Raw genomic sequence first — 25,917 nt, 5'->3', positions numbered from 1 at the left:
TTCGAGCGGACACCCTCCGGCCCTCCGGGCCACCTCCCCCTGCGGGGGAGGAACTGTCCCCTAGCCCTTCACCCGGTCGACGGTTTCGACGCTGGGGTTGGCGCGCAGCGCGGCGGCGATGTGGGTGAGGTGCCGGGCGTCGTTGACGTCGACGTCGAAGTCCACGTCGAAGAAGTCGGCCTGGCGGTGGTGCATGCGCACCCCGACGATATTGCCGCCGGCCTCGCCGATGATGGTGCAGGCCTGGCCGAGCACGCCCGGCGCGTTGCGGATGGTGGCCGTGAGCTTGGCGCGGGCGATGGCGTTGCGTTCGGCCTCAGGCGTCCACTGCAGGTCGCGCCACAGCTCCTCGCGATCCTCGAAGGCCTCGAGCTGCTCGCAGTCGATGGTGTGGACGGTGAGGCCCGTGCCGTCGCTCTCCAGGATGCCGACGATCCGGTCGCCGGGCACCGGCGAGCAGCAGGCGCCGAAGTGGAGGGTGACGCCGGGGGTGAGCCCGCCGCCGCGGACGTAGAGCCGGGCGGACTTGCCGTCTTCGATTCGCCCGCGGGCGGCGGCGGCCTCGCGCTCGGTGGGCTTCAGGCCTGGGAAGACGGTCTCGAGCACCTGGGGCGGCGAGACCCGGCCGCGGCCGACGGCCTCGAACAGGTCTTCCTCGGTGGCGGCGGCGAAGCGCTCCATGGCCGGGCGCAGGGAGACTTCCTTGCGGCTCTTGCCGGCGGCCTCGAAGGTCTGGTCGACGGTGGCGCGGCCGAGACGGAGGAACTCCTCCTTCTCTGTCTGGCGGATGTGCCGGCGGATGGCCGACCGGGCGCGGCCGGTGACGGTGAGCGAGCGCCAGTCGGGCGGCACGGTGGGCTTGCCGCCGCGGATGACCTCCACCACGTCGCCGTTCTGCAGCACGGTGCGGAGCGGCTTCAGCTCGCCGTTGATCTTCACCCCGATGGCGGTGTCGCCGATATCGGTGTGGACGGCGTAGGCGAAGTCGAGGGGCATGGCCCCGCGCGGCAGGCTGACGAGCTGGCCCTTCGGCGTGAAGACGAACACCTGGTCGAGGAACATCTCGAGCTTGGCGTGCTCCACCAGCTCCTCGGCGTCGCCACCGTGTTCCAGCACCTGGACGAGGTGGCGCAGGTTGACCAGCGGGTCGCGGCCGCCGGCCTCCTTCTGGGCGTCCTGATCGAAGCCGTAGGACTGGTCCTTGTAGCGCCAGTGGGCGGCCACGCCCTCCTCCGCCACCCGGTCCATGGCCTCGGTGCGGATCTGCATCTCGATCCGCATGCCCTTCGGGCCCACGACCGTGGTGTGCAGCGAGCGGTAGTTGTTCCGCTTGGGCGTCGAGATGAAGTCCTTGAACCGCTCGGGCACCGCCGGCCACGCCCGGTGGATGACGCCCAGCGCGCGGTAGCAGTCCTCCTCGGTGTCGACGATCACCCGGAAGGCATAGATGTCGGAGAGCTGGGAGAAGCCGATCGACTTGCGCTGGAGCTTCCGCCAGATCGAATAGGGGTGCTTCTCGCGGCCGAAGACGCGGGCCGGGATGCCGCCGTGCTCCAGCTTGTTGGCCACCTCCTGGCTGACCAGGGCCACCGCCCCGCCCTGCTCGTGGCGCAGCGCGTCGAGCCGGCGGTAGATGGCGTCCCGGGCCACCGGGTTCAGGTGCTCGAAGGCGAGCTCCTCCAGCTCGGTGCAGATGCGGTGGACGCCGATCGAGCGGGCGAGCGGGGCGTAGATGTCGAGGGTCTCGCGCGCGATCCGCTCCCGCTTGGCGGGGCTGGAGATGAAGTGGAGCGTGCGCATGTTGTGGAGCCGGTCGGCCAGCTTCACGAGAAGCACGCGCACGTCCCGGGAGATCGCGAGGATGAACTTCCGGAGGTTCTCCGCCTGGCGCAGGTGCTCGGAGGACAACTCCAGCTTGGAGAGCTTGGTGACGCCCTCGACGAGCTCGGCGATCTCGGCGCCGAACAGCTCCTCGATCTCCTTGCGGGTGACCGGGGTATCCTCGATCACGTCGTGCAGCAGCGCCGTGACGATGGTCTCGGTGTCGAGGCGGTAGTCGGTGAGGATGCCCGCCACCTCGATGGGGTGGGCGAAGTAGGGGTCGCCGGACGCCCGCTTCTGCGCGCCGTGCATCCGCATGGCGTAGACGTAGGCGCGATTGAGCAGCGCCTCGTCGGCGGTAGGGTCGTAGGAGCGGACCTTCTCGATCAGCTCGAACTGGCGGAGGAACTTGGGACGCTTCGCCGCCGCGGCGGCTGCCGGCGGCGGCTGGGCGTCCTTGGGCGCTGCGGCGGGTTGGGCCGCCGCCGGAAGAGTGAGGGGGTCTGCGCCTTCGGGGCTCAGTACCGCTCCTCCTGGCCGCCGTCGCGGTCGCTCTGCAGGGCGCGGACCAGTTCCAGCTCGCTCATCTGCATGTGGGTCGGATCGGCGAGCAGGGCCAGGGTCTCGGCCTCTTCCTCGGCTTCCGAACGCTCGTCGACGCGCTGCAGCGTGCCGATCAGGGTTTCCTTCAGCTCGTCGGCGTCGACCACGTCGTCCGCGATCTCGCGCAGGGCCACGACCGGGTTCTTGTCGTTGTCGCGATCGACCAGAAGCTGCGAACCGGCCGAGATGGCGCGGGCGCGATGGGCCGACAGCAGCACGAGGGCGAACCGGTTCGGGACCTTTTCGATGCAGTCTTCGACAGTGACGCGGGCCATGGAGCTCTCTTGCGGGAGGATAGAACCGGAGAAAATAGAGGTTCGCTCCCCATTGTGCAACGCCGCAAAACGAGCTCGGCCGGTGTTTCCGGCCGGCCGGGCCCAACCGGGCTGGTGGGCGAGACCCGGTGAGCCGCTGATCCGCGCGCGCCTGCGGGCGCTGGGCGACGCCGGGGCTAGGCCGCCGCCTGGGCGATGGCGCCGGCCAGGTCCTGGAGCTGGAACGGCTTGCGGATGACGGTGACGGCGCCGCGCCACGGCGGCTCGAGCCCGGCCGAGCCGTAGCCGCTGGCGAAGATGAAGGGCACGCCCCGGGCCTGCAGGCGCTCGGCGACCGGGAAGGAAAACCGCCCGTCGAGGTTGATGTCGAGGATGGCGAAGTCGCAGGGCTGGGCGTCGGCCATCTGCAGGGCCTGCGGCAGGCGCATGGCGAGGCCCACCACTTCGTGGCCGAGGTCGGTGAGCATGTCCTCGATGAGCAGGGCGATGGTCATCTCGTCCTCGACGACCAGGATGCGCAGCGGCCGGGTCATGGGGCGGGGTCTCCGTCGTCCGGGATCAGCGGGGCGTCGACCCGGCAGACCAGGCCCTGCGGCTCGAACACCAGCTCCACCCGGCCGCCGAGCTCGGCGGCCAGGCCGCGCTCGATGAGCCGCGAGCCGAAGCCCCGGCGGGCGGGCGGGACGACCGGCGGACCGCCCTGCTCGCGCCAGGTGAGGCGCAGGCGGCGGGCCTCCTTGGGCCCGTCCACCTCCCAGCGGACCACGACCCGGCCCTGCGGCGAGGACCAGGCGCCGTATTTCACGGCGTTGGTGGCCAGCTCGTGCAGCGCCATGCACAGCGACAGCGCGGTCTTGGACGAGAGCTGGACCGGCGCGCCGGAGACCTCCAGGCGGTCCGAGGCGCCCTCGCAGTAGATGGCCAGGCTCTGGCGGACGACCTCCTCCAGCGAGGCGCCCGCCCAGCGCTCGCTGGTCAGCAGGTCGTTGGCGCGCGACAGCGCCATCACCCGGCCGGTGAAGTTGGCCTGGGCCTGGGCCAGGTCGTCGGCGTTCCGGAAGCTCTGGGCCGCCAGCGCCTGCATCATGGCCAGCGTGTTCTTCACCCGGTGGTTCAGCTCATTGATGACGAGCCGCAGGTGCTCCTCGATCTGGCGACGGTCCTCGATGTCGAGCACCGAGCCCACGTAGCCCAGGAACTCGCCGTGCTCGCCCAGCCGCGGGACGGCCGCGTCGATGGCCCAGCGGTAGACGCCGTCGGCCCGGCGCAGCCGGTACTCCAGGCGGAACGGCTCGCGCCGTTGGTTCGCCTCGACGAAGACCCGCTGCGCCTCGGCCCGGTCGTCGGGATGGGTGGCCTCCAGCCAGCCGTACCCCAGGGCTTCGGCGGGCTGCTGGCCGGTGAAGTCGTACCAGGACCTGGACAGGAAGCTGCAGGCGCCGTCCGGCTCGGTGACCCAGACCATGACCGGGGCGTTGTCAGCCAGGTGGCGGAAGCGGCTCTCGCTCTCCCGGAGCTGCAGCTCGGCCATGACCTTGTCGGTGGTCTCCACCACGATGGCCAGCACGCCGGCCGGGCGGCCGTCGTCGCCGAGCACCGGGCCGTAGTTCAGGTCCATCCACACCTGCTCGGGCCGGTTGTTGCGGTAGAGGGTGAGCTCCTGGTCCTTGAACGAGAGCGTGCCGCCGGCCAGGCCGACCTCGAGGACGCGACGGTTGAAGTCGGCCACCTCGGCCCAGCCCTCCAGCACCTTGGAGCCCAGAAGCCAGGGGTGGCGCTGGCCAGCGAACACCGAATAGGCGTCGTTGTAGATCATCACGCCGTCGGGGCCCCACAGCATGACCAGGGGCAGCGGGCTCCGCAGCACGATATTGGTGGCGGTGCGCAGGGCTGGCGGCCAGCCGGAGATCGGGCCCAGGCTGGTGGCGCTCCAGTCGAACCGGCGGATCAGCTCGCCCAGCTCGCCGCCGCCCACCGGAAAACGCGCGGACTCCTCGCCCGCCTGCAACTCGACTCCGACGCTCACGTCCGCTCCAGCTTCGGGCCGGACGCCTGCCTGCGCCGTCGACCATGATCACCCTGAACGCCCGGCCCCCGCCCCGGAGCCAACCGCGCGAGCGTCGGCCTCTGTTAGACGCCGGCGGGGGCAGCCAGCAAGCCAGACGTGGCGGCGCGGCCCGGCCGGGGCGAACCCTCACAAGTTAGTGCGGCGGCCCCCGGCGCCGCGTAAGACCCGAGCCCCTCCGCCGACCGGAGTTCCGCCGCCGATGCCCAGGTTCTACTTCCACCTCGTCAACCGGATCGGCGCGTCCCCGGACGAGGACGGCCGCGAACTGCCCGACCTCGCGACCGCGAGGCAGGCGGCCATCGACGACATCCGCTCGATCCTCAGCGACGACGTGAAGACCGGCGTCCTCGACCTCTGCGGCCGCATCGAGATCGCCGACGAGGCGGACCTGCGGACCGCTGTGCCGTTCGCCGAGGCCATCGAGCTGAAGCTGCCGGACCTCCGCGCATGATCGAGCGGCACCTAATGAAGCTTCGGGCGCGGGACGAGATCAGCGACGAGGAGGAAGCGGCCATCCGCGCCTCCGTCGCCACCATCCGGCGCGTCCCGGCCGACCAGCCGATCGCGCGCGCGTTCCAGCCGCTGGACGTCTGCACCATCCTGCTCGACGGCTTCGCCGCGCGGGCGAAGGACCTGGAGGACGGCCGCCGGCAGATCACCGAGCTGCACACGCCGGGCGACTACACCGACCTGCACAGCTTCACCCTGAAGCACCTGGATCACGACGTGATCGCGCTGTCGGAGTGTACGATCGCGCTCGTGCCGCACACCACGCTGCGGGAGATCACCGAGACCCTGCCGCACCTCACCCGGGTCTATTGGTTCGCCACCAACCTCGACGCGGCGATCCACCGGGAGTGGGAGCTGTCGCTCGGCCGCCGCACCGCGCTGGAGCGCATGGCGCACCTGTTCTGCGAGCTGCACGTGCGGATAGGCCTGGTCGGGCTGACGGACGGCGACAGCTACGAGCTCAGCCTCACCCAGGTGGAACTGGCCGAGTGCCTGGGCCTCACCTCGGTGCACGTGAACCGCACCCTGATGCAGCTCCGCGAAGATGGGCTGCTGGAGTTCCGCGCCCGGCGGGTGACGATCCACGACATGGCCAGGCTGCGCGAGCTGGCGGGGTTCGACCCCGCCTACCTCTACCTTGAGCGCGGGGCGCGCTGAGGCGCACGGAGGCGGACGGCCGCGCCGGCCGCCGCGCCGGCCACCAGCAGCGGCCACGCGACGAGCGCCAGGCGACCGGCGCCGGCGAGCGCGCCCTGCAGCGCGCTGTCGAGGCCGGCGGCGCGGCCGCCTTCCAGGCGTCCCACCAGGAAGGCCGCGCCGAACGCCAGAACGAACCAGAAGGCGAGGCTCGCCGCCAGGCCGACGAGGAGACCGCCCCGGCCGAACCGGGCCGTGAGCCAGGCCAGCGCCAGCGCCTCGCCGACCAGGGCGAGCTGGAGCCAGAGCGGGGCGGTCAGCAGGGTCACGCGGGCTGCTTCGCCCCGCCGAGGCCGATGCGCTCGGACTGGGCCTTGAGGTCGGCGTCGAAGGCGTCGCCGAAGTCCTCGATCTCGTAGACCGGCCGGACCTCGAGGATCAGGCCGTCGCCGCCGTCGCACTCCGCCGGCCAGCGCTTGGCCCACTCCAGCACCTGCTCCAGGCTGTCGGCCTCCACGAGGGTGTAGCCGGCGATCAGCTCCTTGGTCTCGGCGAAGGGGCCGTCGATCACCAGCGGCTTGCCGCCCTGGAAATGGACGCGCGCGCCGGTGGAGGTGGGCTTCAGACCGTTGCCGTCGAGGATCTTCAGGTGCTTCGCCATCTCCTCGTGGTAGGCGATCATGGTGGCGGCGAGCTCGCGGTCGGGGGCCTTGCCGGCCTCGGTGTCGGCGTCGGCCTTGCGGATGATCATGAAGCGCATGGGCGGGTCTCCAGGGGGGCCGCCGGGATGGCGTCCCTGCGCGAAGGACGGCGCAGGCCGGCGGCGCCCGACATTTTCCGGATCAGGCCGCGCGGAAGGCGCGCCGCGCCCGGCCCGCATAGTCGGCCAGGGTGACCATGGCGAGCGCGGCGGCGACCGCCAGCAGGCCCGCTCCGAGCGCGTGCTGCCCGACGCCGGCCAGGTCGAAGAACGGCGGGGCGAGCAGCAGGCCGGCGGCCACGAAGTGGCAGGTGATCTTCACCCGCTCGAGCGGCGAGACGCGGATCTCGAGGCGGCCCGGCAACGCCTCGTTGAAGCTGGCGACGACCAGGTCGCGCACGATGAGCGCCAGGGCTGCCAGCGCGCCCCAGCCGCTCAGCGTTCCGGCGACCAGGAGGCCGAGCAGGGTCACCACCGTCAGCAGGCGGTCGGCGATGAGGTCGAGCATGGCCCCGAAGGCGGAGACCTGGTTCAGCCGGCGAGCCAGGAAGCCGTCCACCACGTCGGTGAAGCCGGCGGCCAGGAACACGGCGAGCGCCCACCAGCGGGCCTGGTCCCCCTCCCCCAGCGCCAGCAGGCCGTAGAGCGGCGCCAGGAGGACGATCCGGAGCGAGGTGACGGCGTTGGCGATCATTGCGCCCGCGCCGCCTCGGCCGCCACGATGTGCGCCCCCAGCGTGGCCCCGTAGTCCATGAGCTTCCGCGCCTCCCCCTCGGTCATCGCGAGGTTCATGCCGCCCTCGTCCGCCGTCAACCGGGCCTGATAGATGCGCGCCCGGCGGCCGGGCGCCCGGGCCGCCGCCCGCAGCCGGCCCTCCCGCAGCGCCACCAGCAGCGACCAGACGAAGGGACGCAGCGTGGTGAGGTCCGGCGGGCGGTCGACCTCGGCGGGGTCCAGCTCGCGCACCCGCGGCAGGTGGGCGTCGGCCGGGTGCAGGGTGTCGAGGTCGAGCCCCAGGGTGAGGCGCGCGTCGGCCTCGAAAAGCTCGAACGGGAAGTTGGTGGTGAGCCCGCCGTCGGAGAACCAGACCCGCGCGCCGCCGGGGGCCACCGCCGGGACCGCCTCCATGAGCGCGGGACAGGCGAGGCTCATGCGCACGGCGACCAGCACCGGCAGCGCGTCGCCCACGGGAATCGGCGCCAGATCGTCGACCGGCAGCGCCGTCATCACCTCGGCGGGGAACAGGCGGGCCCACTCGGCCGGCCGGAAGTCGAGGCCCGCGCCCAGCTCGGGCGAGACCTCGGGCCGTGAGGTGGAGAGGTTGGTGGTCACGAGCCGCAGGTCGATCCCCGCACCCGCGAGGTCGCCGAAGGTCAGCGGCCGGTCGAGGCGGGAGATGGCCTGCAGGCTGTCGTGCAGCCAATCGGTGAGCGCCGGGCGGCCGGTGCGGGACAGGCCGCTGCAGAGGCCGAAGTTGTGGCGCGGCGCCTCGCGGACCAGCAGCCACGCCAGGTGGCCGGCGAGCGCGAAGACGGCGCCGGCGGCGGCCCCGAACACCGCGCCCAGCAGCTCGGGCGCGCCCAGCAGCAGGCCCAGCAGGGCGCCGGCGAGCAGGGTCGGCCAGAAGGCGAGCACGGCCTCGACGATGCGCGCGCGGCCCGTGCCCGGCGCGAGGCGGACCAGCGCCCGCATCAGCCGCTCGAAGGGCGGCGAGGCCTGGAAGAGGTCCGGCAGCCGCGTCGGCAGCTCGGCGCAGCGCGCCTGAAGCCGCTCGAAGCCGGCCGGGTCGCCACGGACCCGGGCGTACTCTGCGGCGGCGCAGAAGGCGGCGGCGATGGCCCCGGCGCTGGAACCGGCGACGGCTCGGAAGCGGTAGCGGGCGGCGAGCGGCGGGAAGGCGCCCGCCCAGACCAGGCCCGAGGTCACACCGCCCTTCAGGACGAGGTTGCAGTCGATCATCGAACGGGCTCCGCATCGCGGCCGACGGGAGCCTCCGCCGCCAGTTCGACGGCGGTCCGGCCGAGCACCGGATGGCGCCAGCCCGGCAGCAGCTCGGCCAGGGGGCCCATGACGAAGCGGCGCTCGTGCGCCCGGGGGTGCGGCAGGACGAGGCCTGGCGTGTCGATCACCTGCCGCCCGTAGGCGATCAGGTCGAGATCGAGGGTGCGGGGCGCGTTTTTCGCAGATCGGGTACGGCCGAGGTCGGTTTCGATCGCCAGCAGGGCCTGGAGCACCGCAGCCGGCCCCTGGTCCGCCTCGACAAGCGCGATTCCGTTGCGATACTCAGGCGCAGAGGGGTCGGGCCAGGCGGCGGAGCGCCACCAGCTCGACCTCGCCACGACACCCAAGCCCGCCCGGGGGAACCGCGCCAGAGCCGCTTCGAGCAGCGCCTCGCACGAGGCGAAGTCGCCCGCCAGGTTGCCGCCGAGGGCCACGACGACGGCCTCGTCCGGCCTGATCTTCAGGAAATCCGCTTCTATGACCTTCTACCCCACGGACCGGCTGGCGCTCTTCATCGACGGGGCCAACCTCTATTCGGCCGCCAAGGGCCTCGGCTTCGACATCGACTACCGCAAGCTGCTCGAGGAGTTCCGCAAGCGCGGGGTCCTCGTGCGGGCCTACTACTACACCGCCCTGGTGGAGCAGGAGGAGTATTCCCCCATCCGGCCGCTGGTCGACTGGCTCGACTACAACGGCTACCGCCTGGTGACCAAGTCGGCGCGGGAATACACCGACAGCCAGGGGCGCAAGCGCTGGCGCGGCGACATGGACGTGGAGATCGCCGTCGACATGATGGAGATGGCCAGTCACGCCGACCACCTGGTGCTGTTCTCCGGCGACGGCGACTTCCGGGTGCTGGTGGAGGCGGTGCAGCGCCGCGGCTGCCGGGTGACGGTGGTCTCCACCGTGAAGTCCCAGCCGCCGATGGCCTCCGACGACCTGCGCCGGCAGGCCGACACCTTCGTGGACCTGGCGGACCTGGCGGACATCATCGGCCGGCCGAGCCGGCTGCCGCGCTTCATCCAGGAAAGCCGCGCCGCCGAGCGCGACCTAGATCCCGCGACCGATGCCGAAGCTTGAGGCGCAGGCGGCGCTCGCCGCCGGCCCCGAGGCCCCGCCCGACTGCCCGCTCTGCCCGAGGCTGGTGGCCTACCGGGCGGCCAATGCGGCGGGAAACCCGGACTGGTTCAACGGCGCCGTCCCCTCGTTCGGCGACGAGAACGCACGCCTGCTGGTGGCGGGCCTGGCGCCCGGGCGCACCGGTGCGAACCGGACGGGCCGGCCGTTCACCGGCGACCACGCCGGCATGCTGCTCTACGGGACCCTGCTGAAGGCCGGCTTCGCCACGGGCCGCTACGACAAGGACGGGGCCGACGACCTGCGGCTGGTGGACTGCATGATCACCAACGCGGTGCGCTGCGCCCCGCCGGGCAACAAGCCGGAGACGATCGAGGAGGCCAACTGCCGGCCGTTCCTGCAGGCCAGGCTCTCCGCCCTGCCCCGGCTGAAGGTGATCGTGACGCTGGGCGACGTCTCGCGGCGCAACGTGCTGCGCGCGCTGGGGCTCAAGGCCTCGGCCGGGATCGCCGGCCACGGCACGGAGTTCCAGGCCGGACCCTACACCGTGCTGAACAGCTACCACTGCTCGCGGCTCAACACGAACACGGGCCGGCTGACGCCCGAGATGTTCGAGGCGGTGTTCGCCCGCGCCCGCCAGCTCATCGGCGACTGAGGCCATGCGCTGCCTGATGATCAACCGCGACGGGGCCGCGGAGCGCCGGCGAAATGTCGAGGCCAGCTTCGCCGCCACGGCCCCGCCCGGCTGGGAGCTGGTCCGGGTGGCGGCGCGGGAGGGCGCCGAGCCGGCCGCCGAGGCCGGCGGCCTGACGCCGGCCGAGCGGGCCTGCCGCCTTAGCCACCTGGATGCGCTGGCCATGGCGGGACCCGAGGACGTGCTGATCGTCGAGGACGACACGCGCTTCTCGCCCAAGGTGTTCGCGGTGGCCACGGGGATGCTGGCCGCGGCGCCCGACTGCGACCTGCTGTTCACCGAGCTAATGCCCACCGACGTACGGCTGCTGGCGGACCTCGCGCGGCAGTGGCCGGCGCTGACCCGGAAGGGCGACTTCCTGATGCAAAGCCTGGCGCGGACCGGCTTCATCGGGGCCAGCGCCTACCTGGTCCGCGGCGGCGCGGCCGCGAAGATCGCCGCCGCCCTGGCGGCGCCGGAGCTGGCCGCCGTGCCCTACGACATCGCCCTGGGGAAGCTCGCCCAGTCGGGGACGATCCAGGCGAGGTTCGCCTTCCCCTTCCTGACCGCCCCCAGCGAGGACGCCGACCGCTCGCAGATCCAGGGCGCGGACGCGGACCTCAGGCAGGCCACCCTGCACGCCTTCCGGCGGCTGATGTTCGTGGACCGGGACCTCGCGGGCTCGCGCGCCGAGATGGCGAGGCTGACCGCCGCGCACGGGGACGAGGGCGCGAAGCTGATGGGGGCCGTGTTCGCCGCCCTGATCTCGGAGGCCTTCCCCGACAGCTATTGAACCGCCGCGCGTTTACCCGGCCGCCCGCGCATGGCACGGAGCGCCGATGAACGACGAGGCCGAGACCCTGCTGCGCGACGGCGACGCGCACTACGCCGCCGGGCGCTTCGACGCCGCCGCCCAGGCGTATCGCGCAGCCTTCGGGCTCAGCCCACGGAACCTGGCGGCCGGCTTCAACGTCGGCAACGCGCTGAAGCAGGCGGGCCGCCCGCGAGAGGCCATCGCCGCCTACGACGCGGTGCTGGCGATCGCCCCCGACTTCGCCATCGCCCGGCACAACCGCGCAACCTGCCTGCTGCAGGTGGGCGACCTGGGCGACGGCTTCCGCGAATACGAGTGGCGCAAGGGCTGCCCCGGCTTCGTGGACGACGCGCGCTACGGCCTGGAGCGGCCGTGGCGGGGCGAGGAGATCGCCGGAAAGACCCTGTTCGTCTACCCGGAGCTGTTCCAGGGCGACCTGATCCAGTTCGGCCGCTACGCGGTGATGGCCGAGCGCCTCGGAGCGCGGGTGATCCTGGGCGCGCCCCGGACGATGCACGCCCTGCTGTCCACCATGAGCCCGACGCTGACGCTCGTGGACAGCGAAGGGCCGGCGCCGGACTACGACTACAACGTGGCCCTCATGACGCTGCCCGCGATGTTCGGGACGACGCTGGAGACCGTGCCGCGGGCGGGACGCTACCTGCAGGCGCAGCCCGAGCGGGTGGCGCGCTGGCGCGAGCGGCTCGGAACCGAGGGCGTAAAGGTGGGCATCGCCTGGCAGGGCAGCGCCAATGCGGCGCAGCGCTCCTTCCCGCTCGCCTTGGCCGCCGAGCGGCTGGCCGCAGTGCCGGGCGTGCGGCTGATCAGCCTGCAGAAGGTGAACGGGCTGGAGCAGCTCGCCGCCTTACCGCCCGGCCTGGTGCAGGACCTGGGCGACGACTTCGATCCGGGGCCCGACGCCTTCGTGGACACCGCTGCGGCGATGATGGCCTGCGACCTGTTCATCAGCGCCGACACCAGCGTGGTCCATGTGGCCGGCGGGCTTGGACGGCCGACCTGGCTCGCCACCACAACCCCCGCCGACTGGCGCTGGCTGGAGGATCGGGTGGACAGCCCCTGGTACCCGAGCCTCAGGATCTTCCGCCAGCCGGCGCCCGGCGACTGGGCGGGCCTGTTCGACCGGATGGCGCAGACGCTGCAAGCCACACTGGCGGCGCGGGGGAACGCGGCGGGGGGCTAGCGCGGCCGAGCCTTCCCGGCTTAGCGTCGCTGGCCTTTCAGTCGGGGAGTCGAAGCGTTGCGTCTCATGAAGCCGGCGGCCGTGGCGGCCGCGATCCTCGCCCTCGCCGGGCCCGCCGCCGCGGCGGCCAAGCCGGATCCGAAGCTGCACGCCGAGGCGCTGGAGATCCTCACCAAGGGGATCGCCTTCCGGACGGTCACCGGCCACCCCGACCAGACGGTAGCCTACGCCGAATACCTGAAGGGCGTGCTGGTCAAGGCGGGCTTCGACCCGGCGGACATCAAGGTGACGCCGTCGGACGGCACGGCCTTTCTCACCGCCCGCTACCCCGGCCGCGACCGGGCGAAGAAGCCGATCGTCATCCTCGGCCACATGGACGTGGTGGAGGCCAAGCGCGAGGACTGGACCCGGGACCCGTTCGTTCCGGTGGTGGAAAACGGCTACGTCTTCGGCCGCGGCTCGGTGGACAACAAGTTCGACGTCTCCATGGCGGTGGCGACGCTGGCCAAGCTGAAGCGGGAGGGCTGGGTCCCCGGCCGCGACGTGATCCTGGCGCTGTCCGGCGACGAGGAGACCGCCATGGCCACCACCCAGAAGCTCGCCGCCGAGCTGAAGGGCGCGGAGATGGCGCTGAACGCCGACGGCGGCGGCGGGATGCTCGACGAGGCGGGCCGGCCGGTGGTCTACGGCCTGCAGGCCGGGGAGAAGACCTACGCCGACTTCACCCTCACCGTGACGGATCCCGGCGGCCACTCCAGCCGGCCGGGAAAGACGAACGCGATCAACACCCTGGCCGCGGCGCTTCAGAGGATCGGGGCCTATCAGTTCCCGGTCATGCGCTCGGAGCTGACGGACGCCTACTTCCGGGCGAGCGCGCCGCGCACCGAAGGCCCGGTGGGCGAGGCCATGAAGCGCTACGTGGCCAATCCGGACGACAAGGCCGCCATCGCCGTGCTGGCGGCCGACCCGGAGTACGTGGGCCAGCTTCGCACCACCTGCGTGGCGACCCAGGTGAGCGGCGGCCACGCGCCCAACGCCCTGCCCCAGCGGGCCACCGCCAACGTCAACTGCCGGATCTTCCCGGGCACGCCGTCCGAGCGGGTGCGCCAGGAGCTGGCCGGGGTGATCGCCGATCCCGCGGTGAAGATCGAGCGGGTGCAGGGCGACGGGGCCATCGACAGCCCCGCCTCCCCGCTGCGCGCGGACGTGATGGCGGCGGTGAAGAAGGCGGTGAACGCCCGCTATCCCGGCGTGACCATCGTGCCGTCTATGTCGGCGGGCGCGACGGACTCCATGCACTTTCGGGCCCAGGGCGTGCCGAGCTACGGCGTCGCCGGCCTGTTCATGAAGTCGTCGGACGACTTCGCGCACGGGCTGAACGAGCGCGCGCCCGTGGGCTCCATCGACGGCGCGCTCGCCCACTGGGAAAGCCTGCTGAAGGACCTGGCGAAATAGGCCCTCAGGCTGGGGCCAGGCCCGCGGCGCGGTAGCGCGGCGCGGGCTGCGCCTGGCTGAAGCCGGGGATCATCGCGCGGCGGGCGGCCTCGAAGGCCTTCCACTGGCCCTCGTCATGCAGCGGCGGGATGCTCACGCCCTCGCGGGCGTCGAAGCCCGCCAGAGCGGCGTCCACCAGGTCATCCACCTCCATCAGACCCGGAATGGCGTCCGGGTCCTTGCCGGACTTCTTCCAGATGTCGGTGCGCGTGGCGGCGGGCAGCACGGCCTGGACGTAGACCCCCTTGGGCCCGACCTCGGCGGCCAGCGCCTGGCTGAAGTGCAGGACGAAGGCCTTGGTCCCGCCGTAGACCGCCATGGCGAACTCGGGCGTGAGGCCGACCACCGAGCCGATGTTGACGATGGCGCCCTGCCCGGCGCGGGCGAAGCGGCCAGCGGCGGCGTTGGCGAGGCGGGCCAGCGCCGTGACGTTGAGCGCGATCAGCCGGCCGACGTCGTCCGCCGACTGGTCGAGGAAGCCGCCCGCCAGGCTCGCGCCGGCGTTGTTCACCAGCACGTCGATACCGGCGTCGTCGCGAAGCCGCTGCTCGACGCGGGCGAGGCCGGACGGGTCGGCCAGGTCGGCGGCGAGCACGTCCACGGCCACGCCGGCCTCGGCGCGGAGGCGGGCGGCGAGCGCATCCAACTGGTCCTGGCTGCGGGCGACGAGCACGAGGTCGTGGCCCCGGCGGGCGAAGCGGTCGGCGTAGGCGGCGCCGATGCCGGTGGAAGCGCCGGTGATCAGGACGGCGGGCTTGGCGGACATGGAGAGCTCCTGCTGCGAAGGGGTTTATATGACACGCATCATACCATCAGCGCAGATGGCGTCCCACGGCGGCGCTTTCAAGCGGGGATCGGACGTGAAAGCCGCGGGGCGGCTGGACCTTGTGCGCGAGCCCGGTATCTGAAGGACATGACCCGACACCCGCTCGACCGGCCGATCTGGACGGCGCTCTCCGGCCGGCAGTCCGGCTTCGCCCTCGGCACGGGCCGCGCCCGCCGCATCGCCGCCGACGTGGGCGTGTTCATCGCCGCCGAGGACGATAGCCCCGGGAGCCTGGCGGCGCTGGCCGAGCTCGTGAGGGCCCATGGCGAATCCTGGCGGATGGAGGTGGGCGCCGCCCCGGTTCCAGGCGTGCAGACGCTCAGCGAGGCGGCCGGGGTGCAGATGGTGGCCGAGTCGCTGACGCCCGCCCCGCCCCCGGCCTTCGCGTTCGAGCCCCTGACCGAGGCGGACGCGCCGGCCATGCTGGCGCTGGCGACGCTCACCAAGCCCGGGCCGTTCCTGGCGCGCACCCACCAGCTCGGCGATTTCGTCGGCGTGAAGCGCGACGGCGAGCTGATCGCCATGGCCGGCGAGCGCCTGAAGCCCGTGGGCTACACCGAGGTGAGCGGGGTCTGCACCCACCCGGACCATCGCGGCAAGGGCTACGCCGCCGGCCTGATGCGGCACGTGGCGGGCAGGATTCTCGAGCGCGGCGAGACGCCCTTCCTGCACGCCTACGCGACCAACACCGGCGCGATCGCGCTCTACGAGACGCTCGGATTCCGCATCCGGACGCAGGTGACGGTGACGGCGCTGGTCCCGGCCTGAGCGCTCAGCGCGACCAGTAGTGATAGGTCCAGGCGCGCTGGAAGCCGGCCTTGCGGTAGAGGCTGCGCGCCGGGTTGGGCTCTTCCACCTGAAGGAAGACTCGGGCGACGCCCCGGGCCAGGGCGAGGCGACCGAACGCGGCGAGTATGTGGCCGGCGTGGCCCTGGCCCCGGTGCTCCACGGCGGTGCGCATCCCGTGGATCCCCATCCAGCCGTGGCCGAAGCTCGCCACGCCCACGGCCGCCGCCCGGTCGCCCACGCGGACCACGCCGTAGGCGGCGCCGGGCGAACGGCTCAGCACCCTGACGCGATGGGCGCCGTCCACGGGATCGAAGCCAGGTCCCAGGAACACCTCGCCCCAGCCCGCGTCGGGGGAGTCGAGGATCTCCGCGGCGGCGCCGGAGAAGGCGGCGAGCCGCGCCACGTCGCCGATCTTGACCAGGGTCGGCTTGCCCGGGGCGAGGCCCTCGGCGGCCAGGACGGCGCGCAGCGGCGCGAGAGCGTCCGTGTCGGGGATGCGGAAGACGGGCGGCAGGCCGCGGGCGGCGTAGGCCTCGAGGATCGCCGGAACGGGGGCGGCCGAGACGTCGTGGCGGAGCGGGACCGCGGACCTGGCCCGGCCGATGGTCCCGTCGTCGAAGGCCAGCAGCCAGCCGGGCATCTCCATCACCTCGGGCGGGGCCACCGCCGCGACGGTGGCGCGCTCGAGGCTCTCGACGAGCCCGGCCTCCAAGCTCAGCCCTTGTCCCGGAGCAGGCGGGCCTTGTCGCGCTGCCAGTCGCGCTCGGCGACGGTCTCGCGCTTGTCGTGCACCTTCTTGCCCTTGGCCAGGGCCAGTTCGAGCTTCGCCAGGCCCTTGTCGTTCCAGTAGAGCCGGGTGGGGATGATCGTGCGCCCTTCCCGGTTCACCGCGCCGATCAGCTTGTCCAGCTCGCGCCGGTGCAGCAGCAGCTTCCGGGGCCGCCGGGGCTCGTGGTTGAAGTGCGGGCCGGCCTGGGCGTACTTCGGGATGTCGGCGTTGATCAGCACCACCTCGTCGCCTTCCACGGCGGCGTAGCTCTCGGCGATGTTGGCCTTGCCATTGCGCAGGCTCTTCACCTCGGAGCCGACGAGCGCAATGCCGGCCTCGAAGGTGTCCTCGAGGAAGTAGTCGAATCGGGCGCGCCGGTTCTCGGCGATCAGCTTCTGGGCCATCAGACGACCCCGGCCGCCCGCATGGCTTCGAGCACCTCGCGGCGGGAGGCCTCCGACGCCGGCACGATCGGCAGGCGGACGTCCTCGGCGCAGAGGCCGAGGTGGGCGAGCGCGTATTTGGTGGGCGACGGCGAGGCGTCGGAGAACAGCGCCTTGTGCAGGCGCACGAGCCGGTCCTGGTGCTGCAAGGCGCCGGCCCAGTCGCCGGCCAGGGCGGCGTCGTACATGGCGGCGGTCTGCTCCGGGGCGACGTTGGCGGTCACCGAGATGCAGCCGTGGCCGCCGTGGGCCATGTAGCCGAGCCCCGAGCCGTCGTCGCCGGACAGCATCACCCAGTCCTCGCCGCACTCGATCCGCTGCAGGCTGGCGCGGGTGAGGTCGCCGGTGGCGTCCTTGATCCCGACGATGTTCGGCAGCTTCGAAAGCCTGGCCAGGACGTCGTTGGAGATGTCGACGCTGGTCCGGCCGGGCACGTTGTAGACCAGGATCGGGAGCTGCACGGCCTCGTTGATCGCCGCATAGTGGGCGTAGAGGCCCTCCTGGCTCGGGCGGTTGTAGTAGGGCGTGACCACCAGGGCCGCGTCGGCGCCGATGGCTTTGGCGTGGCGGACGAGCTCGATGGCCTCGTCGGTGGAGTTGGAGCCGGCGCCGGCGACCACGGGCACGCGGCCTCTGGCGGTCTGGACGCAGAGCTCCACCACGCGGCGGTGCTCCTCGTGGCTGAGTGTCGCGGTTTCACCGGTCGTGCCTACGGGTACAAGGCCGTGGACTCCCCCAGCGATCTGCCGCTCGACGAGCGCCACGAAGGCGTCTTCGTCCACGCGGCCGTCGCGGAACGGGGTCACAAGCGCCGGAAGGACGCCCCTGAACAAAGGGTCGGTCATGGTGTGCAAAATGCCGTGAATGGAGCGCTTGTTAAGCGACGTTCAGAATTTGCCGGACAATATCGGGATGCGGGCGGCGCTCGCAATCACCATGTCGGCGGTACCAGTTTGGGGGCGAGAGTTGCACGCCAAGGTCCGTAAAGCGTTTCTCCTGTCGAGCGTGGTCCTGCTGGCCGGGACCCTGGCCCGCGCCCAGTCGGCGACCGATCCCGTGGGGGACCTGCTGGCCAACCTGCCGGCCGAGGCGCCCGCGCCCGTCACCCAGCACCAGACCGTGCGTCGGCCGCTGTCGGAGGCCGACGCGGCCAACTTCCGCCGCGCCGTCGATTCGGCCCGCCGGGCCGACGTGAGCGGCGCGCGCGCCGCGATCGCGGCGATCGACGATTCGCTGGCCCGGAAGGCCGCCACCTGGGTGCTGGTGGACGCCAACAGCCAGGCCGTGAGCTTCCACGAGGCCGACCGGGCCCGCCGCGAGCTGGACGGCTGGCCGCGCGAGGCGCGCCGGCAGCAGGCGGCCGAGCGGCTGCTGGAGACCTCGGGCAAGAGCCCGCACCAGATCGTCGAGTGGTTCGGCGGCCGCGAGCCGCAGACCGCGGAGGGCGCCATCGCGCTGGCCTCGGCCTGGCGCGTCCAGGGCAAGACCGGCGAGGCTTCGGCGCTGATCAAGCGCTGGTGGCGCGACCGGAGCTTCGAGGCGGACGCCCAGCGCTCGATGCTGGCCCGGTTCGGCGACGTGCTGACCGTGGACGACCACGTGCGCCGCGCCGACATCCTGCTCTACGGCCCGCAGGGGCCGGCGACGCGGGACATCGTGGCCCTGCTGCCGGCCGATCAGCAGCAGGCGGCGTTCGCGCGCATCGCCCTGCGCTCGGGCGCGGCCAACGCCACCACCCTGGTCAACGCCCTGCCCCCGTCGGTGGCCCAGAGCCCCGGCGTGGCGGTGGAGCGCGCCTCGTTCCTGCGGCGCGGCGGCATGGACACCCTGGCCGCGGCCCAGCTCGCCTACTTCCCGCGCGAGGTGGTCACCGACGAACAGGCCGACAAGATCTGGGACGAGCGCCGGCGCCTGGTGCTGGCGGCGCTGCGCAACGGCGACGCGCAGGGCGCCTACGCCGCGGTGGCCAACAGCGGGCTCAACAAGGGCAGCGACGCCACCGACGCGGAGTTCTACGCCGGCTGGATCGCGCTCTCGAAGCTGAAGGATCCCGACCGGGCGCTGAAGCACTTCGCCGCCATCGAGCGGATCGGCTCCTCGCCGATCACCCGCGGCCGGGCCTTCTACTGGCAGGGCCGCGCGGCCGAGGCCAAGGGCGACCACGCCGCGGCGCAGGAGTTCTACGCCCAGGGGGCGCAGTACTACACGACCTTCTACGGCCAACTCGCCGGCGAGAAGCTCGGCCAGCAGCTCGTGCTGCCGAAGGACCCGGCGCTGACCAGCGCCCACCGCGCCCGCTTCGAGGGCCGCGACACCGTCCAGGCCATGCGGCTGTTCTACGACCAGGGTTACCGCGACCTGTTCCGGGTGTTCGCCCTGTCGCTGGACGACACCTTGCCCTCGCTCGAGGACCAGGCGCTGCTGGTGGACCTGGTGCGCGGCTACGGCGACCAGGACACCTCGATGAAGGTGGTCCGCGGCGCGGCGCAGCGCGGCATGATCCTGGCCGAGCGCGGCTATCCGTACCGCTCGCCGCCGTCGGTGGCGAACGCGCCGGAGCCGGCGCTGGTGCTGGGGATCACCCGGCAGGAGAGCGGCTTCGACCCGCTGGTGCGCTCGGGCGTCGGCGCGCGCGGCATGATGCAGCTCATGCCCGCGACGGCGCAGATCGTCGCCCGCCGGATCGGCGTCTCCTACTCGCCCAGCATGCTGGACGAGCCGGAATACAACATGCGCCTGGGCTCGAGCTTCCTCGGCCAACTCGTCGGCCAGTTCTCCGGCTCCTACGTGATGGCGACCGCCGGCTACAACGCCGGACCGGGCCGCCCGACCCAGTGGACCGCCTTCTGCGGCGACCCGCGGGGCGGGAGCAGCGACCCGCTCGACTTCATCGAGTGCATCCCGTTCTCGGAGACCCGGAACTACGTCATGCGGGTGATGGAGGGGATGCAGGTGTACCGCGCGAAGATCCACGGCGGCGCCGTGCCGATCACCCTGTCCAACGACCTGCGCCGCGGCGGCTACGGCTATCCGCCGCCGGCCGCGACCGTCGTCACGGACGCCCGCTAGGCCGCCGTCCGGCCGCCAGCACCGGACCGTGGGGGCTGGCCTGCAGCGCCCCCTCCAGCCCGAACGCCTGGGCCAGCACCTCGGGCCGCAGCGCCTCGGCCGGCAAGCCGTCGGCGACCACTCGGCCGCCGTGCAGCACGACGAGCCGGTCGCAGGCGCGCGCGGCGAGGCCGAGGTCGTGCAGGGTCATGACCACCGCCGCGCCGCGGGTCGCCTCCTCGCGGAAGAGGTCGAGGGCGAGCAACTGGGCGTCGGGATCGAGGCCGGCCGCCGGCTCGTCGGCGACCAGCAGCGGCGCGCCCGAGACCAGCAGGCGCGCGAGCAGCGCCCTCGCCCGCTCTCCGCCGGACATGTCCAGCACGCCGCGCGACTCCAGCCCCGCGAGCCCGACCCGGGCCAGGGCGGCGTAGGCCATCTCCCGGGCCACGGCCGGCGGGCGATCGAAGGCCCCGAGGCTCGCCACGCGCCAGGCCGGCAGGTTCCAGCCCACACGCCGCTCCTGCGGGAGGTAGGCGCAGAGCGCCGCACGCTCGGCCTCGGAGAGTTCGCGCACCGGGCGCCCGCCCAGCAGCGCCTGCCCCGCGTCGAGGGCCGCCAGGCCCAGGGCGGCGCGCAGAAGCGTGGTCTTGCCCGCGCCGTTCGCGCCGACCACGCCCAGCAGCTCGCCCCGCGCGGCCGCGAGGCCAACGTGGTCGAGGACCGGACGCCCGGCGCGGTGGACGACGGCGTCGCGAAGTTCCAGCGCCGGGGTCATCCGCGCCAGCTCCGCGCGGCGCGCCAGGCGATGAGCGCGAACAGCGGCGCGCCGAACAGGGCGGTGACCACGCCGAGCTTCAGCTCCAGATCGGTCGGGATCAGGCGCGCGGCGAGGTCGGCGGCCACCAGCAGGCCGGCGCCGGCGAGCGCCGAGGGCATGAGGATGCGACCGGGATCCGCGCCCGCCCCTGCCCGCACGAGATGCGGCGCGGCGAGGCCCACGAACCCGACGATGCCGGCCACCGCCACCGCCGCTCCCGTGAGCAGCGAGGCGCCGGCGACCGCGGCGGTGCGGAGCCGCTGCATGGGCAGGCCGGACAGGGCGGCGGTCTCCTCGCCCAGCGTCAGCATGACAAGCCCACGGGCGGCGTAGAGGCAGAGCCCGGCCCCCACCGCCATGGGCGCGAGCGCGCGCCCGATGTCGCCCCAGTCGCGGTTCTGCACCGATCCGAGCAGCCAGGAGAACACCTCCGCCAGGGTCACGGGCGAGGGCGCGAAGTTGAACACCAGCGAGGTGACCGCCCCGCAGAAGGCCGACAGCGCCACCCCGAACAGGATCAGGGTCTCGGGCTCGCGGAAGCGGGCGGCGACGGCGGTGAGCACCAGGCCGACGAGCAGGGCCGCGGCCAGGGCGGCGAGCTCCACCCCGCCCGGCACGGCGGCAAGGCCGAAGGCGATCGCGAGCGCCGCGCCGAGGCCCGCGCCGCCGGCGACGCCGAGCACGCCGGGGTCGGCCAGCGGATTGCGCAGCAGCCCCTGCAGCACCGCGCCCGAGAGACCGAGCGCCGCGCCCACCACCGCGGCGCAGACCGCCCGCGGCAGGCGGATGGCGAACAGCACCTCGTGGGCGCCCGAGGACGGATCGGCAAAGGCCTGGGCGTACTGCGCCACGGTGAGCTGGGTCTCGCCGAGCAGCAGGCCGGCGGCGAGCAGGACCAGGAGGGCGCACGCCAGGGTGAGGTTGAGCGCGGCGTCCTTCATCGGGGCGCCTTCGCGGCGAGCAGTTCGACCGCCTCCGCCGCGCCCCAGTCGGGGCAGCCCAGATAACGGCTGGGGATGCTGGCCACCGCGCGCTCGGCGGCCACGCGCTTGAGGACCCGGTGCCGGCCGGGCCCCCAGGCGTCGCCGGCCGCCTGCAGGCTGTCGAAGAAGCCCAGCACCACGCGGCGCGGCGGATCGAGCGCCAGCGCCTCCAGCGACGCGGTCTGGAAGCCGGGGCGGGTCTCGGCGTTCCGCAGGCCCGCGGCGGTGAGGACGGCGTGCACCAGGGCGCCCGGTCCGGCGGTGACGCCGCCGGGCGTCAGGTAGAGGGCGGTCTCCCCCCGCCAGGCGCCCGCCGAGCGGGCCAGGCGGGCGTCCATGTGCGCCACCAGCGCCTCGCCGCGGGCGGTTTGGCCGAGCGCGGCGGCCACCTTGCGAATATTGGCGCGCACGCCATCGAAGTCGCCGGCCTCGTCGATGGTGACCACGCGCACGCCGCGCCGTTCGAGGGCCGCCACGAGGCGCGGATCGCCGCCCCAATAGCGGACCACCACCTCCGGACGCCTGGAGAGCGCGGTCTCCAGGTCCACGCGGAAGCGCGGCAGGCCGGTGGCAAGGTGGCGCAGGCGAGAGTCGGCGTCATCGGCGCGGGTGGAGAGCCCGACGATGGCGCTGCGCGGGGCCAGGCCGAGCACATACTGGTCGGCGCACTGATCGAAGGCGAGCACCCGAGCGGCCGGGGCCGCGGCGGCCTGGGTGGAGATCGCCCCGGCCAGCGCCAGGGCGAGGCCGGCCAGGATCAGTCCACCACCAGCCCGTGCAGCAGGCCGTCGAGCGTCACCTGCATCAGCGGCTCGGGTTCGCACCAGCCGAAATTCGGCCGCGAGGCGAGCAGCGCCACCACGCCGTGGCACGACATCCACAGCGCCTGGGCCGCCGAGTCGGCCGTGCCGGTCCGCAACCGGCCGGAGGCGGCGATCTCGCGGACGACGCCTGAGAAGATCTCGTAGCATTGGGTGGAGAGGTCGACCGTGTCCTCGGGCCAGGACACCGCCGATAGCGGACGCGGCGCCGAGTAGACAAGCTGATAGGCGTTGGGATGCTCCAGCCCCCAGCGCATGTAGGCCTCGAGCATCATCTTCACGCGGACCACGGCGTCCAGCGGGCGGGCGGCGATCTCGGTGTTGCGTTCCAGGAGCTGGCGCAGCGTCCGCTCGCAGATCTCCAGCAGGATGCAGCCCTTGTCCGGGAAGTGCATGTAGAGGGCGGTGGAGGAGACCCCCACCTCCTCCGCGATCCGGCGGATGGTGGCGCCTTCGTAGCCCTCGGCGATGAAGATCCTTTCAGCCGCCTCGAGGATCTCGGCCCGGCGCAGGTGGCCGTCGCCTTTCGCCTTGCGCGCCGAGCGGCGCGAGGTGGTCGCAGCAGACAAAGCGTTTCCCCCAGCACTCTCTTATGGCCGTAGCGGACCCCAAATCGGCGGGTGTGACAAGTCCGCGAACGCGTTGACCTTCCTCGGCGAAAGCGGCGGACTGGACGGCGGCCGCGCAATCCGCGTAAGGCCCGCCCATGAGTGCGCGCGATCCCGTCGTGGCCGAGGCGCCCGGTGTCATGCGCACGCGGGGCTGGGCCGACTATGCCCTGCTGGACTCCGGCGGCGGTCGGAAGCTTGAGCGGTACGGGCCCTACAGGGTCGTCCGCCCCGAGCCGCAGTGCCTGTGGAGCCCCACCCTGCCGGCGCGGGCCTGGGACGAGGCGGACGCGGTCTTCGACCCCACGAACGACGACGAGGACGCCGGCCGCTGGCGCTTCCGCGAACGGCCGGCCGACGCCTGGCCGCTCGCCTACGGGGAAGTGAAGTTCAAGGGCCGCTTCACCGCCTTCCGGCACCTGGCCTTCTTCCCCGAGCAGGCGGCCAACTGGGAATGGCTGGACGCCCGCGTGCGGCAGGCGGGCCAGCCGAAGGTGCTGAATCTGTTCGGCTACACCGGGGTGGCGAGCCTGGTGATGGCGGCGGCCGGCGCGCACGTGACCCACGTGGACGCCTCCAAGAAGGCCGTGGCCATGGCCCGCGAGAACGCCGAGCTCTCCGGCCTCGCCGAACGGCCGATCCGCTGGATCACCGAGGACGCGCGGAAGTACGTCGCGCGCGAGGTGCGCCGCGGCTCGAAGTACGACGGCATCATCCTCGACCCGCCGAAGTACGGCCGCGGGCCCACGGGCGAGGTCTGGCGGCTGTTCGAGGACCTGCCTGAACTTGCCGGGCTATGCGCCGAACTTCTTTCGGAAAACGCCCAGTTCCTGATCCTGAACGCCTATGCCGAGCGGATCAGCGGCGCGGCGCTCGCCGGCCTGCTTGCCGACAAGCTGAAGGGCCGCGGCGGGGCGATCGAGTGGGGCGAGCTGGCCCTGGTGCAGGACGGCGGCCAGCGGCAGATCGGGATGAGCTTCTACGCGCGGTGGTCCTCGTGAGCCCGCGCACCATCAGCTCGCTGCAGAACCCGACGGTGAAGGCCGTGCGAGCCCTGCACATGCGGAAGGAACGCGACGAGACCGGCCTGTTCGTGGCGGAAGGGCTGAAGAACGTCATCGAGGGCATCGACACCGGCCACGCCCCGAAGATCCTGATGCACGGGCCGGACGCCGCCGCGCACCCGATGATGCAGAAGGCGGTGAAGGCGACGCAGGCCGCCCGGGGCGAGGTGATCGAGGTCACCCACGACATCCTGGCCAAGGTCTCCCGGCGCGAAAATCCGCAGGCGGTGGTGGGCGTCTTTCCGCAGGTGTTCCGGCCGCTCGGCGACGTGCAGCCGGGGCCGGCCGGATGCGTGGTGGCGCTGCACCGGGTGCGCGATCCGGGGAACCTCGGGACCATCGTGCGCACGGCGGACGCGGCCGGCTGCGGCGGGGTGATCCTGGTGGGCGAGTGCTGCGATCCCTATTCGGTGGAGGCGGTGCGCGCGACCATGGGCTCGATCTTCGCCGTGCCGCTGTCGCGGGCGAACGAGGCCGAGTTCGCCGCCTGGCGGGCGGGCTGGCCGGGCTCGGTGGTCGGCACCCTGCTGAGCGCCGACACCGACCACCGGCGGGCGGCCTACCGGAAGCCGGCCCTGATCCTGATGGGCAACGAGCAGCAGGGGCTCACGCCCGACATGGCGGCTCTGCCCGACGTGAACGTGAAGATCCCCATGCGCGGGCGAGCCGACAGCCTGAACCTGTCGGTGGCCACCGGGATCATGATCTACGCCGCCACGGACTAAGGCGGATCTTTTCCGGGCGGAGGCAGTGCGGACTTGCGGCGGAGCCCGTCTTCGGGCTGAGTGCCGGCCGCACCTTCCGCCACGGACAAGCTCCTTGACGCACCCTAGCGACGTCGCCGTGGCCGACCGGTCGGATTCCAGTCCGGCCGAGGTCCGGCGCCTGCGTCACGAGCTCGCCCTCGCCCGTACGATCATCGACAACGCCGCAGAAGCCATCTTCCACCTGGACGCCGAGGGGCGGTCGACGTTCGCCAATCCGGCGGCCGAGCGGATGTTCGGCTGGACCGTGGCGGAGCTGACCGGCCGCAAGCTGCACGACCTCGTGCATTACAAGCACCCGGACGGGTCCCCATTCCCGATGCACGACTGCCCGCTGGGCGAGGTCTTCGCCACCGGCGAGACCCTGAAGGACCACGAGGACATCTTCTTCCGGCGCGACGGGGTGGCGGTGCCGGTGGCCTGCTCCAACGCCGCCATCGTCCGCGAGAACCGGGTGGTGGGCAGCGTGCTGATCGTCCACGACATCACCGAGCGGCGGAAGGCCGAGGAGCACCGGCTCCTGCTGGTGAACGAGCTGAACCACCGGGTGAAGAACACCCTGACCATCATCCAGAGCATCGCGCGGCAGTCGTTCCGCAGCGGGGCCGAGGGGGCGGAACTGGCGGCCTTCGAGGCCCGGCTGAGCGCGCTGTCGGCGGCGCACAACCTGCTCACGGACGAGAACTGGGGCGCGGCCTCGATCCATCCCCTGCTGCTGCGCGCGCTCGGCCCGTTCCGGGTGAACCCCGGGCGGCTGGAGCTATCGGGCCCCGAGTTGCGGCTGACGCCTCGCACGGCGGTGACCTTCGCGGTGGCCATGCACGAGCTGGCGACCAATGCGGCCAAGTATGGCGCGCTCTCCAATGCCGCCGGCAAGGTGAGCTGCACCTGGGAGATCACCGGCACGAACGAGGCCCCGCGGCTGCGGCTGCGCTGGGTGGAGGCCGGCGGACCGCCGGTGAGCCCCCCCGCCCGCCAGGGCTTCGGCACGCGGATGCTGGAGCGGGCGCTGGCCGCCGAACTCGACGGCCGGGTGACCCTGGAATACCTGCCCGAGGGCGTCCGCTGCACGGTCGACGCGCCCCTGCCGCCCGCGTGAGCGGGCGGGGACC

Annotated in this window: 29 protein-coding genes; 12 read left to right on the top strand and 17 right to left on the bottom strand. The window is 72.7% G+C overall.

What is annotated here, in order from left to right; all coding sequences use genetic code 11:
• Positions 1 to 60: 60 nt before the first annotated feature.
• The 4 genes from ACE3Q8_RS01820 to ACE3Q8_RS01805 all read right to left on the bottom strand — a co-directional run bounded on the left by ACE3Q8_RS01820 (position 61) and on the right by ACE3Q8_RS01805 (position 4,725).
• A complete protein-coding gene (locus ACE3Q8_RS01820) occupies positions 61 to 2,211 on the bottom strand; it encodes a bifunctional (p)ppGpp synthetase/guanosine-3',5'-bis(diphosphate) 3'-pyrophosphohydrolase (protein ID WP_374468623.1) in 2,151 nt (716 codons plus the stop codon).
• A gap of 128 nt (positions 2,212 to 2,339) precedes the next feature.
• Entirely contained in the window at positions 2,340 to 2,699 is a 360-nt protein-coding gene (gene rpoZ / locus ACE3Q8_RS01815; protein WP_374468621.1) for a DNA-directed RNA polymerase subunit omega, read from the bottom strand.
• Between the two features lie 176 nt (positions 2,700 to 2,875).
• Positions 2,876 to 3,232 carry a response regulator gene (locus ACE3Q8_RS01810; protein WP_374468332.1) on the bottom strand — a complete coding sequence of 119 codons (357 nt, stop codon included), beginning with the start codon at positions 3,230 to 3,232 and terminating at the stop codon, positions 2,876 to 2,878.
• Entirely contained in the window at positions 3,229 to 4,725 is a 1,497-nt protein-coding gene (locus ACE3Q8_RS01805; RefSeq protein WP_374468330.1) for a sensor histidine kinase, read from the bottom strand. Before ACE3Q8_RS01805 ends, ACE3Q8_RS01810 begins: the two co-directional genes overlap by 4 nt.
• A gap of 241 nt (positions 4,726 to 4,966) precedes the next feature.
• Between ACE3Q8_RS01805 and ACE3Q8_RS01800 the strand changes: the two genes are divergently transcribed.
• Together ACE3Q8_RS01800 and ACE3Q8_RS01795 are read left to right on the top strand one after the other, a co-directional pair.
• Complete coding sequence (locus tag ACE3Q8_RS01800; protein WP_374468328.1) at positions 4,967 to 5,218, top strand: hypothetical protein; 252 nt, start codon at positions 4,967 to 4,969, stop codon at positions 5,216 to 5,218.
• A complete protein-coding gene (locus ACE3Q8_RS01795) occupies positions 5,215 to 5,934 on the top strand; it encodes a Crp/Fnr family transcriptional regulator (RefSeq protein ID WP_374468326.1) in 720 nt (239 codons plus the stop codon). Before ACE3Q8_RS01800 ends, ACE3Q8_RS01795 begins: the two co-directional genes overlap by 4 nt.
• On the opposite strand, the gene ACE3Q8_RS01790 is transcribed toward ACE3Q8_RS01795, so the two are convergent.
• From ACE3Q8_RS01790 to folK, 5 genes are all read right to left on the bottom strand, one after another.
• A complete protein-coding gene (locus ACE3Q8_RS01790) occupies positions 5,910 to 6,242 on the bottom strand; it encodes a hypothetical protein (RefSeq protein ID WP_374468324.1) in 333 nt (110 codons plus the stop codon). The two genes, ACE3Q8_RS01795 and ACE3Q8_RS01790, sit on opposite strands and share 25 nt — an antisense overlap.
• On the bottom strand, positions 6,239 to 6,673 hold the full coding sequence (locus ACE3Q8_RS01785; protein WP_374468322.1) for a YciI family protein: 435 nt from the start codon (positions 6,671 to 6,673) through the stop codon (positions 6,239 to 6,241). The genes ACE3Q8_RS01790 and ACE3Q8_RS01785 overlap by 4 nt, the downstream gene beginning before the upstream one ends.
• Before the next feature lie 82 nt (positions 6,674 to 6,755).
• The gene (locus ACE3Q8_RS01780) at positions 6,756 to 7,307 is read right to left on the bottom strand and encodes a CDP-alcohol phosphatidyltransferase family protein (RefSeq protein WP_374468320.1); all 552 of its coding nucleotides are present in this window, start codon (positions 7,305 to 7,307) and stop codon (positions 6,756 to 6,758) included.
• The gene (locus ACE3Q8_RS01775; RefSeq protein WP_374468318.1) at positions 7,304 to 8,572 is read right to left on the bottom strand and encodes a patatin-like phospholipase family protein; all 1,269 of its coding nucleotides are present in this window, start codon (positions 8,570 to 8,572) and stop codon (positions 7,304 to 7,306) included. The genes ACE3Q8_RS01780 and ACE3Q8_RS01775 overlap by 4 nt, the downstream gene beginning before the upstream one ends.
• The gene (folK, locus tag ACE3Q8_RS01770) at positions 8,569 to 9,048 is read right to left on the bottom strand and encodes a 2-amino-4-hydroxy-6-hydroxymethyldihydropteridine diphosphokinase (protein ID WP_374468316.1); all 480 of its coding nucleotides are present in this window, start codon (positions 9,046 to 9,048) and stop codon (positions 8,569 to 8,571) included. Before folK ends, ACE3Q8_RS01775 begins: the two co-directional genes overlap by 4 nt.
• A gap of 43 nt (positions 9,049 to 9,091) precedes the next feature.
• Here folK and ACE3Q8_RS01765 point away from each other — a divergent pair, with 43 nt between their 5' ends.
• The 5 genes from ACE3Q8_RS01765 (at position 9,092) to ACE3Q8_RS01745 (ending at position 13,834) form a co-directional block, all read left to right on the top strand.
• Entirely contained in the window at positions 9,092 to 9,694 is a 603-nt protein-coding gene (locus ACE3Q8_RS01765) for an NYN domain-containing protein (protein WP_374468314.1), read from the top strand.
• Positions 9,681 to 10,346: a uracil-DNA glycosylase gene (locus tag ACE3Q8_RS01760; RefSeq protein ID WP_374468313.1), complete on the top strand. Its 666-nt coding sequence runs from the start codon at positions 9,681 to 9,683 to the stop codon at positions 10,344 to 10,346. Before ACE3Q8_RS01765 ends, ACE3Q8_RS01760 begins: the two co-directional genes overlap by 14 nt.
• A gap of 16 nt (positions 10,347 to 10,362) precedes the next feature.
• Entirely contained in the window at positions 10,363 to 11,157 is a 795-nt protein-coding gene (locus ACE3Q8_RS01755) for a hypothetical protein (protein ID WP_374468311.1), read from the top strand.
• Between the two features lie 46 nt (positions 11,158 to 11,203).
• The gene (locus ACE3Q8_RS01750; protein WP_374468309.1) at positions 11,204 to 12,379 is read left to right on the top strand and encodes a tetratricopeptide repeat protein; all 1,176 of its coding nucleotides are present in this window, start codon (positions 11,204 to 11,206) and stop codon (positions 12,377 to 12,379) included.
• Between the two features lie 66 nt (positions 12,380 to 12,445).
• Positions 12,446 to 13,834, top strand: coding sequence for a M20/M25/M40 family metallo-hydrolase (locus ACE3Q8_RS01745; RefSeq protein WP_374468620.1), 1,389 nt, complete (start codon positions 12,446 to 12,448; stop codon positions 13,832 to 13,834).
• Between the two features lie 4 nt (positions 13,835 to 13,838).
• Here the strand turns inward: ACE3Q8_RS01745 and ACE3Q8_RS01740 are convergent, their stop codons facing one another.
• Positions 13,839 to 14,639, bottom strand: a complete 801-nt coding sequence (locus tag ACE3Q8_RS01740; RefSeq protein WP_374468307.1) for an SDR family NAD(P)-dependent oxidoreductase — start codon at positions 14,637 to 14,639, stop codon at positions 13,839 to 13,841.
• Between the two features lie 147 nt (positions 14,640 to 14,786).
• On the opposite strand from ACE3Q8_RS01740, the gene ACE3Q8_RS01735 reads away from it, so the two are divergent.
• Positions 14,787 to 15,467 carry a GNAT family N-acetyltransferase gene (locus ACE3Q8_RS01735; RefSeq protein WP_374468305.1) on the top strand — a complete coding sequence of 227 codons (681 nt, stop codon included), beginning with the start codon at positions 14,787 to 14,789 and terminating at the stop codon, positions 15,465 to 15,467.
• A 4-nt stretch (positions 15,468 to 15,471) separates the two neighbouring features.
• Here ACE3Q8_RS01735 and ACE3Q8_RS01730 read toward each other — a convergent pair whose 3' ends face one another.
• Genes ACE3Q8_RS01730 through dapA form a run of 3 tightly spaced genes read right to left on the bottom strand, consistent with a single transcriptional unit; the run spans position 15,472 to position 17,545 of the window.
• Complete coding sequence (locus tag ACE3Q8_RS01730) at positions 15,472 to 16,200, bottom strand: GNAT family N-acetyltransferase (RefSeq protein ID WP_374468303.1); 729 nt, start codon at positions 16,198 to 16,200, stop codon at positions 15,472 to 15,474.
• A 2-nt stretch (positions 16,201 to 16,202) separates the two neighbouring features.
• Complete coding sequence (gene smpB, locus ACE3Q8_RS01725) at positions 16,203 to 16,661, bottom strand: SsrA-binding protein SmpB (RefSeq protein ID WP_374468301.1); 459 nt, start codon at positions 16,659 to 16,661, stop codon at positions 16,203 to 16,205.
• Positions 16,661 to 17,545, bottom strand: coding sequence for a 4-hydroxy-tetrahydrodipicolinate synthase (gene dapA / locus ACE3Q8_RS01720; RefSeq protein ID WP_374468299.1), 885 nt, complete (start codon positions 17,543 to 17,545; stop codon positions 16,661 to 16,663). The genes smpB and dapA overlap by 1 nt, the downstream gene beginning before the upstream one ends.
• Positions 17,546 to 17,666: 121 nt before the next feature.
• Between dapA and ACE3Q8_RS01715 the strand changes: the two genes are divergently transcribed.
• Entirely contained in the window at positions 17,667 to 19,769 is a 2,103-nt protein-coding gene (locus tag ACE3Q8_RS01715) for a transglycosylase SLT domain-containing protein (protein ID WP_374468297.1), read from the top strand.
• Here the strand turns inward: ACE3Q8_RS01715 and ACE3Q8_RS01710 are convergent.
• Genes ACE3Q8_RS01710 through ACE3Q8_RS01695 form a run of 4 tightly spaced genes read right to left on the bottom strand, consistent with a single transcriptional unit; the run spans position 19,753 to position 22,938 of the window.
• Positions 19,753 to 20,523, bottom strand: a complete 771-nt coding sequence (locus ACE3Q8_RS01710; protein ID WP_374468295.1) for an ABC transporter ATP-binding protein — start codon at positions 20,521 to 20,523, stop codon at positions 19,753 to 19,755. The two genes, ACE3Q8_RS01715 and ACE3Q8_RS01710, sit on opposite strands and share 17 nt — an antisense overlap.
• Entirely contained in the window at positions 20,520 to 21,506 is a 987-nt protein-coding gene (locus tag ACE3Q8_RS01705) for a FecCD family ABC transporter permease (RefSeq protein ID WP_374468294.1), read from the bottom strand. The genes ACE3Q8_RS01710 and ACE3Q8_RS01705 overlap by 4 nt, the downstream gene beginning before the upstream one ends.
• Positions 21,503 to 22,372 (bottom strand): ABC transporter substrate-binding protein, encoded by an 870-nt coding sequence (locus ACE3Q8_RS01700; RefSeq protein WP_374468292.1) that lies wholly within the window; start codon positions 22,370 to 22,372, stop codon positions 21,503 to 21,505. Before ACE3Q8_RS01700 ends, ACE3Q8_RS01705 begins: the two co-directional genes overlap by 4 nt.
• Positions 22,306 to 22,938 (bottom strand): TetR/AcrR family transcriptional regulator, encoded by a 633-nt coding sequence (locus ACE3Q8_RS01695; RefSeq protein WP_374468290.1) that lies wholly within the window; start codon positions 22,936 to 22,938, stop codon positions 22,306 to 22,308. The genes ACE3Q8_RS01700 and ACE3Q8_RS01695 overlap by 67 nt, the downstream gene beginning before the upstream one ends.
• Positions 22,939 to 23,075: 137 nt before the next feature.
• Here ACE3Q8_RS01695 and ACE3Q8_RS01690 point away from each other — a divergent pair, with 137 nt between their 5' ends.
• The 3 genes from ACE3Q8_RS01690 to ACE3Q8_RS01680 all read left to right on the top strand — a co-directional run bounded on the left by ACE3Q8_RS01690 (position 23,076) and on the right by ACE3Q8_RS01680 (position 25,904).
• The gene (locus ACE3Q8_RS01690) at positions 23,076 to 23,978 is read left to right on the top strand and encodes a class I SAM-dependent methyltransferase (RefSeq protein WP_374468288.1); all 903 of its coding nucleotides are present in this window, start codon (positions 23,076 to 23,078) and stop codon (positions 23,976 to 23,978) included.
• A complete protein-coding gene (locus ACE3Q8_RS01685) occupies positions 23,975 to 24,766 on the top strand; it encodes a TrmH family RNA methyltransferase (RefSeq protein WP_374468286.1) in 792 nt (263 codons plus the stop codon). Before ACE3Q8_RS01690 ends, ACE3Q8_RS01685 begins: the two co-directional genes overlap by 4 nt.
• A 94-nt stretch (positions 24,767 to 24,860) precedes the next feature.
• On the top strand, positions 24,861 to 25,904 hold the full coding sequence (locus ACE3Q8_RS01680) for a sensor histidine kinase (protein ID WP_374468284.1): 1,044 nt from the start codon (positions 24,861 to 24,863) through the stop codon (positions 25,902 to 25,904).
• The last annotated feature ends 13 nt before the right edge of the window (positions 25,905 to 25,917 follow it).

The sequence above is a fragment of the Phenylobacterium sp. genome (assembly GCF_041913825.1).
GTDB lineage: Bacteria > Pseudomonadota > Alphaproteobacteria > Caulobacterales > Caulobacteraceae > Phenylobacterium.
Note: the sequence above shows the minus strand (reverse complement) of the source record. Positions and strands in the feature narration are given on the sequence as shown.

Excerpts from the sequence above, each read along its gene's own strand:
- rpoZ (WP_374468621.1), bottom strand. The coding sequence starts at position 2,699 with ATGGCCCGCGTCACTGTCGAAGACTGCATCGAAAAGGTCCCGAACCGG.
- ACE3Q8_RS01810 (WP_374468332.1), bottom strand. The coding sequence starts at position 3,232 with ATGACCCGGCCGCTGCGCATCCTGGTCGTCGAGGACGAGATGACCATC.
- ACE3Q8_RS01800 (WP_374468328.1), top strand. The coding sequence starts at position 4,967 with ATGCCCAGGTTCTACTTCCACCTCGTCAACCGGATCGGCGCGTCCCCG.
- ACE3Q8_RS01795 (WP_374468326.1), top strand. The coding sequence starts at position 5,215 with ATGATCGAGCGGCACCTAATGAAGCTTCGGGCGCGGGACGAGATCAGC.
- ACE3Q8_RS01785 (WP_374468322.1), bottom strand. The coding sequence starts at position 6,673 with ATGCGCTTCATGATCATCCGCAAGGCCGACGCCGACACCGAGGCCGGC.
- ACE3Q8_RS01780 (WP_374468320.1), bottom strand. The coding sequence starts at position 7,307 with ATGATCGCCAACGCCGTCACCTCGCTCCGGATCGTCCTCCTGGCGCCG.
- ACE3Q8_RS01775 (WP_374468318.1), bottom strand. The coding sequence starts at position 8,572 with ATGATCGACTGCAACCTCGTCCTGAAGGGCGGTGTGACCTCGGGCCTG.
- ACE3Q8_RS01765 (WP_374468314.1), top strand. The coding sequence starts at position 9,092 with ATGACCTTCTACCCCACGGACCGGCTGGCGCTCTTCATCGACGGGGCC.
- ACE3Q8_RS01760 (WP_374468313.1), top strand. The coding sequence starts at position 9,681 with ATGCCGAAGCTTGAGGCGCAGGCGGCGCTCGCCGCCGGCCCCGAGGCC.
- ACE3Q8_RS01755 (WP_374468311.1), top strand. The coding sequence starts at position 10,363 with ATGATCAACCGCGACGGGGCCGCGGAGCGCCGGCGAAATGTCGAGGCC.
- ACE3Q8_RS01750 (WP_374468309.1), top strand. The coding sequence starts at position 11,204 with ATGAACGACGAGGCCGAGACCCTGCTGCGCGACGGCGACGCGCACTAC.
- ACE3Q8_RS01745 (WP_374468620.1), top strand. The coding sequence starts at position 12,446 with ATGAAGCCGGCGGCCGTGGCGGCCGCGATCCTCGCCCTCGCCGGGCCC.
- ACE3Q8_RS01740 (WP_374468307.1), bottom strand. The coding sequence starts at position 14,639 with ATGTCCGCCAAGCCCGCCGTCCTGATCACCGGCGCTTCCACCGGCATC.
- ACE3Q8_RS01735 (WP_374468305.1), top strand. The coding sequence starts at position 14,787 with ATGACCCGACACCCGCTCGACCGGCCGATCTGGACGGCGCTCTCCGGC.
- smpB (WP_374468301.1), bottom strand. The coding sequence starts at position 16,661 with ATGGCCCAGAAGCTGATCGCCGAGAACCGGCGCGCCCGATTCGACTAC.
- dapA (WP_374468299.1), bottom strand. The coding sequence starts at position 17,545 with ATGACCGACCCTTTGTTCAGGGGCGTCCTTCCGGCGCTTGTGACCCCG.
- ACE3Q8_RS01710 (WP_374468295.1), bottom strand. The coding sequence starts at position 20,523 with ATGACCCCGGCGCTGGAACTTCGCGACGCCGTCGTCCACCGCGCCGGG.
- ACE3Q8_RS01705 (WP_374468294.1), bottom strand. The coding sequence starts at position 21,506 with ATGAAGGACGCCGCGCTCAACCTCACCCTGGCGTGCGCCCTCCTGGTC.
- ACE3Q8_RS01690 (WP_374468288.1), top strand. The coding sequence starts at position 23,076 with ATGAGTGCGCGCGATCCCGTCGTGGCCGAGGCGCCCGGTGTCATGCGC.